At 40.9% G+C, this 12,264-nt stretch carries 15 protein-coding genes, 5 tRNA genes and 1 rRNA gene; all 21 read left to right on the top strand.

Features of this window, described 5'->3' with window-relative positions; genetic code table 11:
• The first annotated feature begins 185 nt into the window (after window positions 1-185).
• A 5S ribosomal RNA gene (rrf, locus tag FHS60_RS08760) occupies window positions 186-297 on the top strand.
• A gap of 527 nt (window positions 298-824) precedes the next feature.
• Entirely contained in the window at window positions 825-1,352 is a 528-nt protein-coding gene (locus FHS60_RS08755; protein ID WP_244957478.1) for a C40 family peptidase, read from the top strand.
• 97 nt (window positions 1,353-1,449) lie between these two features.
• Entirely contained in the window at window positions 1,450-2,367 is a 918-nt protein-coding gene (locus FHS60_RS08750) for a mechanosensitive ion channel family protein (RefSeq protein WP_183697715.1), read from the top strand.
• 188 nt (window positions 2,368-2,555) lie between these two features.
• Window positions 2,556-2,747, top strand: coding sequence for a 30S ribosomal protein S21 (gene rpsU / locus FHS60_RS08745; RefSeq protein WP_183697713.1), 192 nt, complete (start codon window positions 2,556-2,558; stop codon window positions 2,745-2,747).
• Window positions 2,748-3,366: 619 nt separating this feature from the next.
• Window positions 3,367-4,338, top strand: coding sequence for a DNA adenine methylase (locus FHS60_RS08740; protein ID WP_183697711.1), 972 nt, complete (start codon window positions 3,367-3,369; stop codon window positions 4,336-4,338).
• Between the two features lie 7 nt (window positions 4,339-4,345).
• The gene (locus FHS60_RS08735; protein ID WP_183697709.1) at window positions 4,346-5,170 is read left to right on the top strand and encodes a type II restriction endonuclease; all 825 of its coding nucleotides are present in this window, start codon (window positions 4,346-4,348) and stop codon (window positions 5,168-5,170) included.
• The gene (locus FHS60_RS08730) at window positions 5,167-6,045 is read left to right on the top strand and encodes a DNA-methyltransferase (protein ID WP_183697707.1); all 879 of its coding nucleotides are present in this window, start codon (window positions 5,167-5,169) and stop codon (window positions 6,043-6,045) included. Before FHS60_RS08735 ends, FHS60_RS08730 begins: the two co-directional genes overlap by 4 nt.
• Before the next feature lie 101 nt (window positions 6,046-6,146).
• Complete coding sequence (gene xerA / locus FHS60_RS08725) at window positions 6,147-7,031, top strand: site-specific tyrosine recombinase/integron integrase (protein WP_183697705.1); 885 nt, start codon at window positions 6,147-6,149, stop codon at window positions 7,029-7,031.
• 22 nt (window positions 7,032-7,053) lie between these two features.
• Window positions 7,054-7,353 (top strand): ribosome hibernation-promoting factor, HPF/YfiA family, encoded by a 300-nt coding sequence (hpf, locus tag FHS60_RS08720; protein WP_183697703.1) that lies wholly within the window; start codon window positions 7,054-7,056, stop codon window positions 7,351-7,353.
• A gap of 138 nt (window positions 7,354-7,491) precedes the next feature.
• A tRNA-Tyr gene (locus tag FHS60_RS08715) sits at window positions 7,492-7,574 on the top strand.
• 21 nt (window positions 7,575-7,595) lie between these two features.
• Window positions 7,596-7,668 (top strand) — tRNA-Gly (locus tag FHS60_RS08710).
• Between the two features lie 6 nt (window positions 7,669-7,674).
• Window positions 7,675-7,747, top strand: a tRNA-Gly gene (locus FHS60_RS08705).
• Between the two features lie 7 nt (window positions 7,748-7,754).
• Window positions 7,755-7,826: transfer RNA gene (locus FHS60_RS08700), tRNA-Thr, on the top strand.
• A 63-nt stretch (window positions 7,827-7,889) separates the two neighbouring features.
• Complete coding sequence (gene tuf, locus FHS60_RS08695) at window positions 7,890-9,080, top strand: elongation factor Tu (protein ID WP_183697701.1); 1,191 nt, start codon at window positions 7,890-7,892, stop codon at window positions 9,078-9,080.
• A 49-nt stretch (window positions 9,081-9,129) separates the two neighbouring features.
• Window positions 9,130-9,202, top strand: a tRNA-Trp gene (locus FHS60_RS08690).
• Between the two features lie 16 nt (window positions 9,203-9,218).
• Window positions 9,219-9,410, top strand: a complete 192-nt coding sequence (gene secE, locus FHS60_RS08685) for a preprotein translocase subunit SecE (protein WP_183697698.1) — start codon at window positions 9,219-9,221, stop codon at window positions 9,408-9,410.
• Window positions 9,411-9,431: 21 nt separating this feature from the next.
• On the top strand, window positions 9,432-9,986 hold the full coding sequence (gene nusG, locus FHS60_RS08680; RefSeq protein WP_183697695.1) for a transcription termination/antitermination protein NusG: 555 nt from the start codon (window positions 9,432-9,434) through the stop codon (window positions 9,984-9,986).
• A 48-nt stretch (window positions 9,987-10,034) separates the two neighbouring features.
• Window positions 10,035-10,478 carry a 50S ribosomal protein L11 gene (rplK, locus tag FHS60_RS08675; protein ID WP_009348388.1) on the top strand — a complete coding sequence of 148 codons (444 nt, stop codon included), beginning with the start codon at window positions 10,035-10,037 and terminating at the stop codon, window positions 10,476-10,478.
• 20 nt (window positions 10,479-10,498) lie between these two features.
• Window positions 10,499-11,197 carry a 50S ribosomal protein L1 gene (gene rplA / locus FHS60_RS08670; protein WP_009348389.1) on the top strand — a complete coding sequence of 233 codons (699 nt, stop codon included), beginning with the start codon at window positions 10,499-10,501 and terminating at the stop codon, window positions 11,195-11,197.
• 14 nt (window positions 11,198-11,211) lie between these two features.
• Window positions 11,212-11,733, top strand: a complete 522-nt coding sequence (rplJ, locus tag FHS60_RS08665) for a 50S ribosomal protein L10 (RefSeq protein ID WP_009348391.1) — start codon at window positions 11,212-11,214, stop codon at window positions 11,731-11,733.
• Window positions 11,734-11,791: 58 nt separating this feature from the next.
• Window positions 11,792-12,169 (top strand): 50S ribosomal protein L7/L12, encoded by a 378-nt coding sequence (rplL, locus tag FHS60_RS08660; RefSeq protein WP_183697692.1) that lies wholly within the window; start codon window positions 11,792-11,794, stop codon window positions 12,167-12,169.
• Window positions 12,170-12,264 lie beyond the last annotated feature (95 nt).

The following is a 12,264-nucleotide window of genomic DNA, read 5'->3' as shown; positions in this document are numbered from 1 at the left end:
AAAGTCAGCAATGGCAAAGCCGAGCATTACTAATAGCCCGAAACTTCTAGTCCTCCAGAGTCAGCTATACTGAAGAGGTACTTTTGTGTAGTAACATTCAGAAGTGTTCAGATACGGACATACTTCTGTACAGGGATACATTACTAAATTTACTTGTTATGATTTTGCAATGATGTCAGACTTATTTAGGTGGTTATAGCACCGGGGTTCCACCTCTTACCATTCCGAACAGAGAAGTTAAGCCCGGTCGCGCCGATGGTACTGTCCACAAGACGGGAGAGTAGGTCGCCGCCTTTTTTAATACAAGAGACTCCTATCAGAGTAATAATCTGATAGGAGTCTTTTTTTGTGTGTTTGTAGAAGGGAGCGAAATCGGGAGGATGCATATAGGGCCGTGCGTAGCTGCGAGATAATTGAGACTCTGGGGGCGCGAATGAATTGGATATACCTAAGGGGGACATTACCAAGGAAATACTGCTTTTCTCGAATTGGGATAAAAACTTACTTCTTTCGAAAAGGTTTCATTTTTGTTTGTTAGATTTGCAACATATTCTCCAATGATGAATTTATGATAGCAAGCATTAACTTACAGCCCATTTAGATACTGTCCTAAAAAAGTGTGTAAGCTTCATTGTTCTTTGTTTGATTTTTGAATTCACTACAAATATAAGAACTTGGGATCTTACACTCTTTTTTAGGACAGTATCGAATTAAGATGGCAATCTTAATTTTTTATTATAAAAATGCTAAGTGTGTTTGTCAAATCGGATATTTTTCCTATATTTGCATTGTTATCGTTTTACGAAATCCAAAAATAAAGAGTTTTGAAAGTAAGAAACGCGATATTTATAGTAGTTGCAGCACTCTCTATGGTATTTACCACATCGAGCGCGGCAATTTTCCGCTCCACACTTATAGGCACTATTGAGACTGCAAGTCAAGTTTATGATGATCCAACAGGGGAGACAATTGTTAAGACGGCTCTCCAATATCTTGGGACAAAATACCGTTCTGGAAGGAGCGGCCCTGGAGGTTTTGATTGTTCTGGATTGACTAGCTATGTATATAAATTGAATAACGTACATCTCACACGTTCTAGTCGCTCTCAGTTTACAGAGGGAACACCGATAATGAGTATTAGCAATTTGCGCAAGGGCGATCTAGTTTTCTTTGGAGGCTCACGCAGTTCTAACTCTGTGGGACATGTAGGGATTGTAACAGATGTAGCAGATAATGGACAAAGTTTTAAGTTTGTTCATGCAGCTAGAACAGGCGTACAGGTAGATTCTTCTAACCAGGCTTATTATAGCCGGCGTTATATAGGAGCTCGTCGAATTATTGATGAAAAGTAAAGATACTACAATATAAGTCTTGCCACTTTCACGATATAGTGAGAGTGGCATTATTTTTTTCATTTAAAAGTAGTATATTTGCATTCAAATATAGAATATGTTTAGCATTCTTAGTATAGCAAGTTCCGAAATAAATATTTCCCAGTTTGACCATTTTCTTCAGCGACTGATAGAGATGGGAATTGGTGTGGGCAAAAACATACTAGCTGCTATTGTTGTCTATATCGTTGGCCGCTGGATTGTAAAGCTGCTCAATAAAGTTGTGGCAAGTTTTCTTCTTCGTAGTAAGGTAGAACCCACGGTTCAAACCTTTTTGAAGAGCCTTACGAATATCCTGCTCACTATTCTGCTCCTCATTACAGTAGCCAGCACCTTAGGTGTTAATACCACATCTTTTGCAGCTCTCTTAGCCTCTGCTGGTGTTGCTATTGGTATGGCCTTGTCTGGTAATCTCCAAAATTTTGCAGGTGGTCTTGTCATTCTTCTTTTCAAGCCCTATAAAGTAGGAGACACTATAGAAGCTCAAAGCAATATCGGCGTTGTTCGTGCAATTCAGATATTTCATACTATCATTGAAACCGCTGATGGTCGTAGAGTCTATATTCCCAATGGAACAATGTCTACTACGCTTGTTATCAACAGCGATCAAACCGCTTTGCGCCGTGAGATATGGACTGTAGGAATCGAGTATGGAAATGATGTGGAACACGCACGCGAAGTTATTATCAACTGCTTGAAGCAAGACCCGGCAATCTTGACAGAGCCAAAGGATATGCAGGGCAATGCGCTTGATCCTTATTTTGTTCAAGTGGCTAATCTCAGCGCGAGCAGTGTAGAACTCACCGTGCGCGCCTACGTTCTTCCTCGTGATTATTGGGCCGTACGTTTCCGTATGCAAGAAACTTTTTATAAGGCCATCAATGAAGATCCAAAACTCAATATACCGTTTAACACTCAAACGCTTTATGTCGTCAATGACGATAAGGTTACTACGAAAGGGGGTGACAAAACATAGTAAGAAAGAAAATCTATTCTAACTCAAACTATTAACTACTTTGTTAGGGCAAATAGTCGGAAATGTAAGGACAAACTCAAAAAATAAAAGGATTGTTTTGTTCTTCATTAAAAATGCACTAATTTTGCACCTCGCAAGAAGTATATCTCCCTCGCAATTATTAAATAACAAAATAAAAATAACGAAACATGATCGTAGTACCCGTTAAGGAAGGCGAAAACATTGAACGCGCCCTCAAAAAATTTAAGAGAAAATTCGAAAGAACAGGTATTGTTAAGGAGCTCCGTGCTCGTCAGCAGTACAATAAGCCCAGCGTATTGAAGCGTCTCGCTAAGGAGCACGCTGTTTACGTACAGCAGCTTCGTCGCGCAGAGGACTAATCAGTTCTTTTGCTTGATAATAGAGCAATGCGTTACAGTCTTTTATAGGCTGCAACGCATTTTTTGTGAACCATATTTAGGACGAGGATAAATAGAGATAAATGTGAATATCCTTATTGCGTTTGAAAATGCAATAAGCCTGTCAGCTGGCATCCTTATTGTGTCAGCTGACGCCTTTATTGTAGCGGAGCAGCCAATTATAACGGTAGAGAATCTGAAGAATCTGACTCTTCTCCAGCAGTTCTTTTACTGTTGTCACATCGTCACGTTGTCACACTTTAATGATTAAAGCTTTGAAATAGTTTGTGTTATGTGCGTGACAACGGTGTGACAACAAAAAGGCAGAGGGTGAGTTGTTGTCACGCATATAAATGCTTGTCCATCAGCTTGCTTTGTCTATTTGTGACAACGTGACAACAAAAAGAGATTTTTTATAGGAGGAGAGAGCTTTGTATGATAGAATATTTAGTGAGAAGTTTGTAATATCTGATAGATACTTTTATAGTTTAGTTGTTACGGTAATAATTAATATCGATTCTTTGTTGTCACAGAAAAAATGAATAAATTTGGTTCGTGATAATATGGCTTATGGAGCCAGAATTAAGAAAATAAACTAAAGATGACAAAAGCGAAACCTTTTATCAAATGGGTTGGTGGTAAAAGCCAGTTAATAGAGCAATTAGACGCATTGCTTCCAGCTGACTTTGATAAATGGCAAGATGTGACATATATTGAGCCCTTTGTAGGTGGAGGGGCAATGCTTTTCTATATGCTTCAGCGTTATCCTAATATACAGCGCGCAATTATCAATGATATAAATAACGATCTTACGACTTGTTATAAAACTGTGCGCGATATGCCACAGCCACTCATTGAATCATTGAAAGCGATTGAAGAACGTTATCTAAATCTTAAAGATGAAGAACAGAGAAAAGAATTCTTTTTGAATGTTCGTAATCGATATAATGAGAAGAATTTATCTCCTATAGAGAATACAACGCTTTTTTTCTTTCTGAATAGAACTTGTTTTAATGGTTTATACAGAGTTAATAAAAAAGGGCACTTTAACGTACCTTTTGGGAAGTATGTTCATCCCAAAATTTGTGATGAGGAGATAATTTGTCGCGACAGTGAATTACTTCAGCGTGTTGAGATTCTGACGGGCGATTTTGAAGAAACTTTTAAGTATTGCGGAAATCATACTCTTTTCTATTTCGATCCGCCTTATCGCCCTTTGAGTGATACGTCTAGTTTTAATAATTACGCTAAAGAATCATTCAACGATGATGCCCAAGTACGCTTGAAAGAGTATTGCGATAAGCTAAATGCTGCGGGGTATAAATTCATGTTGAGTAATTCGGACTGCAAGGGGAAGAACGAAGAAGATAACTTTTTTGATTCACTTTATAGTGCGTATCAGATTAAACGTGTCTGGGCTTCACGCAGTGTAAATTCTAATCCAAATAAACGAGGTAAGCTTACAGAAATTTTGGTACATAATTATCCAGAGATAAAGCAGGCTGTTTTGCGTGATAATGTATTGCATGACTTGTTTTCAGTAGAAAAAGCTTGTGTGTATTCTATAAAATAAAATACTTATGAGAAACTTTGATATATTTATGTCTCAACTATATGAGACAAATCAAACACTTGATTTCTTCTGTGATTTTGATAAGATTTCAAAAAATGTTGATGATGTAAAGTTGAGCCTTTGCATGCTGAATAGCTTGATAGGAACTTCAGATATGCGTCAAGCTGTGGAAACAATTTGGAATCGTGATAGAACGGCTTTTAATGTTATGGATATACTGATAGCTGTTCGGAGTGGGGGTAAGAAAAAAGTTTTAGATTCTTTGGGCCGTTGTGTAGAACTAAATACTTTGTTCAGCTCTGTAGATGGAGTGATGGAATTCTTGAATAATACGGGTTTAGCTTCTATTTTCCAATCAAGGAAGATAACTAATCTCGTAGATTATGTGTTTGGCGTAGAAACGGGGTTGGATACAAACGCGCGGAAGAATAGAAGTGGACATATTATGGAGGATATGGTTTGCCAAATTTTTACTGAAAATCAAGTTGAATATAGGCAAGAAGTGTTTTCTAGCGAATGGCCTTTGATTACACAAGTTCTTGGTAATGATAAAAAACGTTTTGACTTTGTTGTAGAAACTCCAATAAAAACTTTTCTTATTGAAGTGAATTTTTATAATAGTGGTGGTGGATCAAAACTAAACGAAGTGGCTCGGTCTTATTCAGATATTGCCCCTAAGATAAATTCTGTTCCAGGATTTGAGTTTGTTTGGATAACAGATGGCGTAGGATGGCAGAGTGCAAGGAATAAACTTCAAGAGGCTTTTTCGAAAATTCCGAGTATTTATAATCTAACGAACATAGACGACTTTATATCTATTGTTAAGCGATGATGTCATCCTATTATAAATCTCCTAATAATGATTTCACGCTGATAAAAGGTGACTGTGTAGAGACATTATCAAAGTTTCAATTTTGTTTTGATATGATCTTTGCAGACCCACCTTATTTCTTGTCAAGTGGGGGGATAAGTTGCCAAAGTGGGAAAGTGGTCTGTGTTGATAAGGGCGATTGGGATAAAGTTCTGACGCCCGAGGAAATGGATGCTTTTAATTTGCGTTGGCTTACGGCTTGCCGTGAACATATGCGTGATAATGCCACCATTTGGATTTCTGGTACACATCATAATATTTTTAGTGTTCAGCAACAGCTTTTGAAACTAGGGTTCAAGATATTGAATGTAATAACATGGGCCAAGACAAACCCTCCACCAAATATTTCTTGTCGATATTTTACGCATAGTACAGAGTTTATTATTTGGGCTCGCAAAAACTCAAAAACGCCTCATTTTTATAACTATGATTTGATGAAAGCATTGAACGCTGGTAAGCAAATGACCGATGTGTGGCAAATACCAGCAATAGGGAAATGGGAAAAATCCTGCGGGAAGCATCCTACGCAAAAACCGATAGCCGTACTGTCTAGGTTGATTCAAGCTAGCACAAAACCCAATGCTTGGATTCTTGATCCTTTTAGTGGTAGTGCAACTACGGGAATAGCAGCAAATCTTCTTGGTCGGCGTTATCTGGGGCTTGAAATGGAAGAAAACTTTTTAAGTATGAGCAAAGCTCGAAGAGAGGATTTGGAGAATGTTTCTATCCGTCAGAGTTATATCGAGCGATTACAAAAAGGGAATCATATTCTTTCATCTTCTTTTTTATCATTTGCCGAAGAATCTGAAAGCAGCTATTGTGCTCCTTGGTTGTGATTTCTCCCCTTTGTCTATCCAGATTATTTTTTCAGCACAAAAATTTTGTGATAATAGAATAATATCTTTATATTCGCAGATAGAAAGATATACAACGCGAAATGTCACTTGTAGAAAAGTTTTTGGACTATTTAGCCGCTGATAAAGGGTACTCGCTACGGACGATAGAAGCCTATCGCAACGCATTGGAGAAGTTTGAGAACTTTTTTCGGAATGTCGATACAGATCTAGAGTGGGAAACTCTGGATTCCGATGTTATTCGAAACTGGGTGGTGGAGCGTTTGGAAAATGGGCTTTCAGAGCGTTCTATGAAACAACATTTAAGTGCCGTCCGTTCTTTCTATCGCTTCCTGTTGCTGACTAAGGTCGTTGAAAAAGATCCTTCACATCTCGTTAGTAATCCGAAAGTGGGGAAACAACTTCCTACTTTTCTGAAGCAGAGCGAAATGGACCGTCTGCTCGATGAGGTGAATTTTACTCAAGATTTTGAGGGGCGTCGCGATCATCTGATTCTGCTCACGTTTTATTCCACTGGTATTCGTGTCAGTGAATTAGTTGGGTTAGATCGATCGGCTGTTGATTTCTCGCAAAGTCAACTAAAGGTGACGGGAAAGAGAAATAAGCAGCGTATCATTCCTTTTGGTGAGGAGTTGCTTTATGACATGAAACTCTACGAAGAAGAATTGCTGTCACTGACGGGGCAGAACGATGGTCCACTCTTTGTTGACAATAAAGGACAGCGTCTCAGTACGGCGCAGGTACGCTGCATCGTGGGAAGGCATCTGTCGAAGGTTACGTTACAGAAAAAAAAGAGTCCGCATGTGTTGCGTCATACATTTGCTACTGTTATGCTTAATAATGGGGCCGACTTAGAAGCCGTTAAGGAGCTTCTCGGACACGAGAGTTTAGCAACAACAGAAATTTATACGCACACAACGTTTGCCGAACTCAAAAAAGAATATGAAAATGCCCATCCTCGGGCTTAACCATTAAAAAAAGGAGGTTTTTATGGAAATCAAAGTTAAAGCTATCCATTTCAATGCTACTGACAAGCTTCAAGACTTCATCGAGAAGAAAGTTGCAAAACTCGAAAAACTCGAAGAGAATATCACCAAAGTAGAAGTAACACTTAATGTTGTAAAACCTGAAGCAGCGAACAATAAGGAAACAGCTTTCCACCTCTTTGTTCCTGGTGCAGAACTACACGCAGAGAAAACTTGCGATACATTTGAAGAAGGCGTAGATCTTTGTGTAGATATCCTCAAACGCCAATTGGAAAAACAAAAGGAAAAGAAATCGGGTAAGTGAAGTCTTGCGAGATAAATAAAAAGTTGTCCGTATGAAAAATTCTTTGAAAATGTTTTGCGGATAAAATTTAATCACTAACTTTGCAGCCGTTTCGGGAAAGGTCCTGACGACTGCAAAGTTTTCCAATCTCAGAAACATGGGCAAATACCAGAGTGGCCAAATGGGGCAGACTGTAAATCTGCTGGCTTACGCCTTCGGTGGTTCGAATCCATCTTTGCCCACCTAAGCTTATTAAGCTACTTGCGGAAATAGCTCAGTTGATAGAGCACTAGCCTTCCAAGCTGGGGGTCGCGGGTTTGAGCCCCGTTTTCCGCTCGTTTTGCGGAAATAGCTCAGTTGATAGAGCACTAGCCTTCCAAGCTGGGGGTCGCGGGTTTGAGCCCCGTTTTCCGCTCGTGTTTGCTGTTATAGCTCAGTGGTAGAGCACTTCCTTGGTAAGGAAGAGGTCACGAGTTCAAGTCTCGTTAACAGCTCTACCTCCTCTAAAAAACGAGGATTCGGAATAAGATATTCATTCATATAAATTAAATAAAGCTATGGCTAAAGAAGTATTTGAGCGTACCAAGCCGCATGTTAATATCGGTACTATTGGTCACGTCGATCACGGTAAGACCACTCTGACTGCTGCTATTTCTAAGGTTCTTCATGATGAAGGCTTCGGTGGCGAAGATGTTAAGTCTTTTGATCAGATTGACAATGCTCCTGAAGAGAAGGAGCGTGGTATTACTATTAATACCTCTCACATCGAGTATGAAACTGCAAAGCGTCACTACGCTCACGTTGACTGTCCGGGTCACGCCGACTATGTGAAGAACATGGTAACTGGTGCTGCTCAGATGGACGGTGCAATCATCGTAGTTGCTGCAACTGATGGTCCTATGCCTCAGACTCGTGAGCACATCCTGCTCGCTCGTCAGGTGAACGTTCCTCGTTTGGTTGTGTTCCTGAACAAGTGCGATATGGTTGAGGATGAGGAGATGCTCGAACTCGTAGAAATGGATATGCAAGAGCTTCTTCAGGAATATGGCTACGAAGAGGATACTCCTATCATTCGTGGTTCTGCCCTCGGTGCTTTGAACGGCGTTGAGAAGTGGGTAGACAGCGTTAAGAAGTTGATGGATGCAGTTGACGAATGGATTTTGGATCCTGTTCGTGATACTGATAAGCCTTTCTTGATGCCTGTTGAGGACGTGTTCTCTATCACTGGTCGTGGTACTGTTGCAACTGGTCGTATCGAGACTGGTATCGTTAAGGTGGGTGACGAAGTTCAGTTGCTCGGTCTTGGCGAAGACAAGAAGTCTGTTGTAACTGGTGTTGAGATGTTCCGTAAGACTCTTCCTACTGGTGAGGCTGGTGACAACGTTGGTTTGTTGCTCCGCGGTATCGACAAGGAAGAAATCAAGCGTGGTATGGTAGTTACCCATCCGGGTGTTATCAAACCTCACAAGAAGTTTAAGGCTTCTATCTATGTTCTTACTGAGAAGGAAGGTGGTCGTCACACTTCATTCGGTAATAAGTATCGTCCTCAGTTCTATCTCCGTACTATGGACTGTACAGGTGAGATCCATCTCCCTGAAGGCATCGAAATGGTAATGCCGGGTGATAACGTAGAGATCTCTGTAGAACTTATCTATGCCGTTGCTATCAACGAAGGTCTTCGTTTTGCAATCCGTGAAGGTGGCCGTACGGTAGGTTCTGGTCAGATTACTGCAATTCTCGACGATTAATCGAAAATTATATAAACAGGCCTCTTCTTAATTGAAGAGCCTGTTTTCTACGGGAATAGCTCAGTTGGTAGAGCACTGGTCTCCAAAACCAGGTGTCGGGAGTTCGAGCCTCTCTTCCCGTGCTAATTATAAGAACTCATGTTAAATAACATAGTTACATATTGCAAGAATTCTTACGACGAACTAGCTCATAAGACCACGTGGCCAACCCGCCAGGAATTGACGCATAGTGCAATTATTGTACTGGTTGCTTCCCTTGTACTTGCGCTCTTAGTGGCTGGCATGGATTGGGTTTTCCGTACTATTATGGAGCTTATCTATTCTGTCTAAATTTTAATTCCTTCAAGTAAAATGGCTGAAGCATCAGTTTCAATGGCTTGGTATGTCCTTCGCGCAATCAGTGGCAAAGAGACTAAGGTGAAAGAGTACATTGACGCCGAAATAAAAAACGGTAGCCTCAATGGAAATGTCGCTCAGGTTCTCATTCCCACTGAGAAAGTCGTACAGATGCGCGGGAACAAACGAGTTGTAAAAGAAAGAAGCTATCTTCCTGGCTATGTTTTGGTGGAAGCTAGACTGGTAGGTGAGATTGCACATATTTTGCGTAGTACGCCTAATGTATTAGGTTTTCTTCCGGATATGAAAAACCCGGAACCGTTACGTGAAGCAGAGGTAAACCGAATCCTTGGAAAGGTTGACGAGATTGAGGACGATGTCAAAGACATGGAAATTCCTTATATCGTTGGCGAAGTGGTAAAGGTTACGGAAGGTCCGTTCGCTGGCTTTACTGGCGCTATCGAAAAGGTAGACGAAGAGAAGAAGAAAGTGACGGTTACCGTAAAGGTTTTCGGCCGCAGTACAGGTCTCGACCTTGGTTTTATGCAAGTTGAGAAGGAATTGGGTTAATGTTACGTAATCTCAGATTCCTTTATAAATTAAATAATAAAAATAACAATGGCTAAAGAAGTTGCTGGATTAATCAAATTACAGATTAAAGGCGGCGCTGCAAATCCTGCTCCTCCCGTAGGTCCTGCTTTAGGTTCTAAGGGTATTAATATTATGGATTTCTGCAAGCAGTTCAATGCCAGAACGCAGGATAAGGCTGGAAAGGTTCTTCCTGTTGTAATTACGTATTACGCAGATAAGACTTTCTCCTTCATCATCAAGACTCCTCCTGCAGCAGTGCAATTGCTTGAAGCAGCAAAGAAGAAGAGTGGTTCTGCACAGCCCAATCGTCAAAAAGTGGGAAGCGTTACTTGGGAACAGGTTAAGGCAATCGCTGAAGACAAGATGGCAGACTTGAACTGCTTCACTATAGAGGCCGCAATGCGTTTGATCGCCGGCACGGCTCGTAGCATGGGTATCACGGTTTCAGGTGAATTCCCCGAAAATAAATAAACTTCAATTTTAAAACAAGAATGAGTAAACTGACAAAAAATCAGAAAGCCGTCGCTGGTAAAGTTGAAGCAGGGAAAGCTTACACGCTGAAAGAAGCCGCACAACTCGTTAAGGAAATTACTACAACGAAGTTTGATGCTTCATTGGATATCGACGTACGCCTCGGTGTAGATCCTCGCAAGGCAAACCAGATGGTTCGTGGCGTGGTTTCTCTTCCGAATGGTACGGGTAAGACTGTCCGCGTGCTCTGCCTCTGCACTCCTGACAAGGAAGAAGCTGCTAAGGCTGCCGGTGCTGACTATGTAGGTCTCGACGAATATATCGAGAAAATTAAGGGTGGTTGGACTGATATTGATGTTATCATCACTATGCCTGCCATCATGGGTAAGATTGGTGCGCTGGGTCGTGTACTCGGTCCGCGTGGCTTGATGCCTAACCCTAAGAGTGGTACTGTTACCATGGACGTTGAAAAAGCTGTCCGTGATGTAAAACAGGGTAAGATTGACTTTAAGGTTGATAAGGCAGGTATCGTACACGCCTCTATCGGTAAGGTTTCTTTCACTCCCGAACAAATTTTCGGAAATGCAAAGGAATTCATCGATACTATTATCAAGTTGAAGCCTTCTGCTGCAAAGGGTACGTATATTAAGAGTATTTATCTTTCCTCAACTATGAGTCAGGGTGTAAAAGTAGATCCCAAATCTGTTGACGAAGCTTAATAGGAATAAGAATCATGAGAAAGGAAGATAAAGCTATCATCATCGAGAAACTCGGTGAGAAACTCAAAGAATATGCTCACTTTTATCTGGTAGATGTTACAGGTTTAAATGCTGAAACTACCAGTGCATTGAGAAGAAAGTGCTTCAAGTCAGAAGTTAAGATGGTTGTTGTTAAGAATAACCTTCTTCACAAGGCACTTGAACAATCTGAAACTGACTTTACTCCTCTTTATGATACTTTGAAGGGTACAACAGCCGTGTTCTTCTGTAACACAGCTAATGTTCCTGCAAAGCTTATCAAAGAAGAAGGTAAAGCAACAGGTATTCCCGCTCTGAAAGCTGCTTACGCAGAAGAAGAAATCTACGTAGGTGCTGAAAACCTCGACGCACTCGTTGCAATTAAGAGCAAGAACGAAGTTATCGCAGAAGTTGTGGCTTTGCTGCAATCTCCAGCGAAGAACGTTATCTCAGCTCTTCAGTCTGGTTCACAGACTATTCACGGTGTGCTTAAAACTTTGGGCGAGCGCCCTGAGTAAGCGATTGAGACCCGCTATATAACATAGATTTTAAAAACAAATAAATACATTAAAGAAAATGGCAGATATCAAAGCTATTGCTGAAGAATTGGTAAATTTGACAGTAAAAGAAGTTAACGAGTTGGCACAGGTCCTCAAGGATGAGTATGGCATCGAACCCGCAGCTGCAGCTGTTGCAGTTGCTGCTGGTCCTGCAGCAGGTGGTGCTGCAGCAGCAGAAGAAAAAACTGCTTTCGACGTTATCCTGAAAGATGCAGGTGCTGGTAAGCTGAAGGTTGTTAAGGCTGTAAAAGAACAGTGCGGCCTCGGTCTGAAGGAAGCTAAGGACCTCGTAGACGGTGTTCCTAGCAAGCTGAAAGAAGGCGTTGCTAAGGAAGAAGCAGAAGCACTGAAGAAGGCTCTCGAAACTGAAGGTGCTGTTGTAGAAATCGCCTAAGTCAATTTCTGATAAGCATTCGGTTAAGGATCCTCTGGTAGAGGGTTCTTAACCTTTTTGTGTCTATAAACTACTTTGACTCTTTCGTCAAGGTA

The organism is Alloprevotella rava, from assembly GCF_014195585.1.
Classification (GTDB): domain Bacteria; phylum Bacteroidota; class Bacteroidia; order Bacteroidales; family Bacteroidaceae; genus Alloprevotella; species Alloprevotella rava.
The sequence above is the reverse complement of the archived record's forward strand: the minus strand, read 5'-3'. Positions and strand labels throughout refer to the sequence as shown.

Coding starts and splice junctions, on each gene's coding strand:
- secE (WP_183697698.1), top strand. CDS start 9,219: ATGTTAAATAACATAGTTACATATTGCAAGAATTCTTACGACGAACTA.
- rpsU (WP_183697713.1), top strand. CDS start 2,556: ATGATCGTAGTACCCGTTAAGGAAGGCGAAAACATTGAACGCGCCCTC.
- FHS60_RS08730 (WP_183697707.1), top strand. CDS start 5,167: ATGATGTCATCCTATTATAAATCTCCTAATAATGATTTCACGCTGATA.
- rplA (WP_009348389.1), top strand. CDS start 10,499: ATGAGTAAACTGACAAAAAATCAGAAAGCCGTCGCTGGTAAAGTTGAA.
- nusG (WP_183697695.1), top strand. CDS start 9,432: ATGGCTGAAGCATCAGTTTCAATGGCTTGGTATGTCCTTCGCGCAATC.
- FHS60_RS08750 (WP_183697715.1), top strand. CDS start 1,450: ATGTTTAGCATTCTTAGTATAGCAAGTTCCGAAATAAATATTTCCCAG.
- FHS60_RS08735 (WP_183697709.1), top strand. CDS start 4,346: ATGAGAAACTTTGATATATTTATGTCTCAACTATATGAGACAAATCAA.
- tuf (WP_183697701.1), top strand. CDS start 7,890: ATGGCTAAAGAAGTATTTGAGCGTACCAAGCCGCATGTTAATATCGGT.
- hpf (WP_183697703.1), top strand. CDS start 7,054: ATGGAAATCAAAGTTAAAGCTATCCATTTCAATGCTACTGACAAGCTT.
- FHS60_RS08740 (WP_183697711.1), top strand. CDS start 3,367: ATGACAAAAGCGAAACCTTTTATCAAATGGGTTGGTGGTAAAAGCCAG.
- xerA (WP_183697705.1), top strand. CDS start 6,147: ATGTCACTTGTAGAAAAGTTTTTGGACTATTTAGCCGCTGATAAAGGG.
- rplK (WP_009348388.1), top strand. CDS start 10,035: ATGGCTAAAGAAGTTGCTGGATTAATCAAATTACAGATTAAAGGCGGC.
- rplJ (WP_009348391.1), top strand. CDS start 11,212: ATGAGAAAGGAAGATAAAGCTATCATCATCGAGAAACTCGGTGAGAAA.
- rplL (WP_183697692.1), top strand. CDS start 11,792: ATGGCAGATATCAAAGCTATTGCTGAAGAATTGGTAAATTTGACAGTA.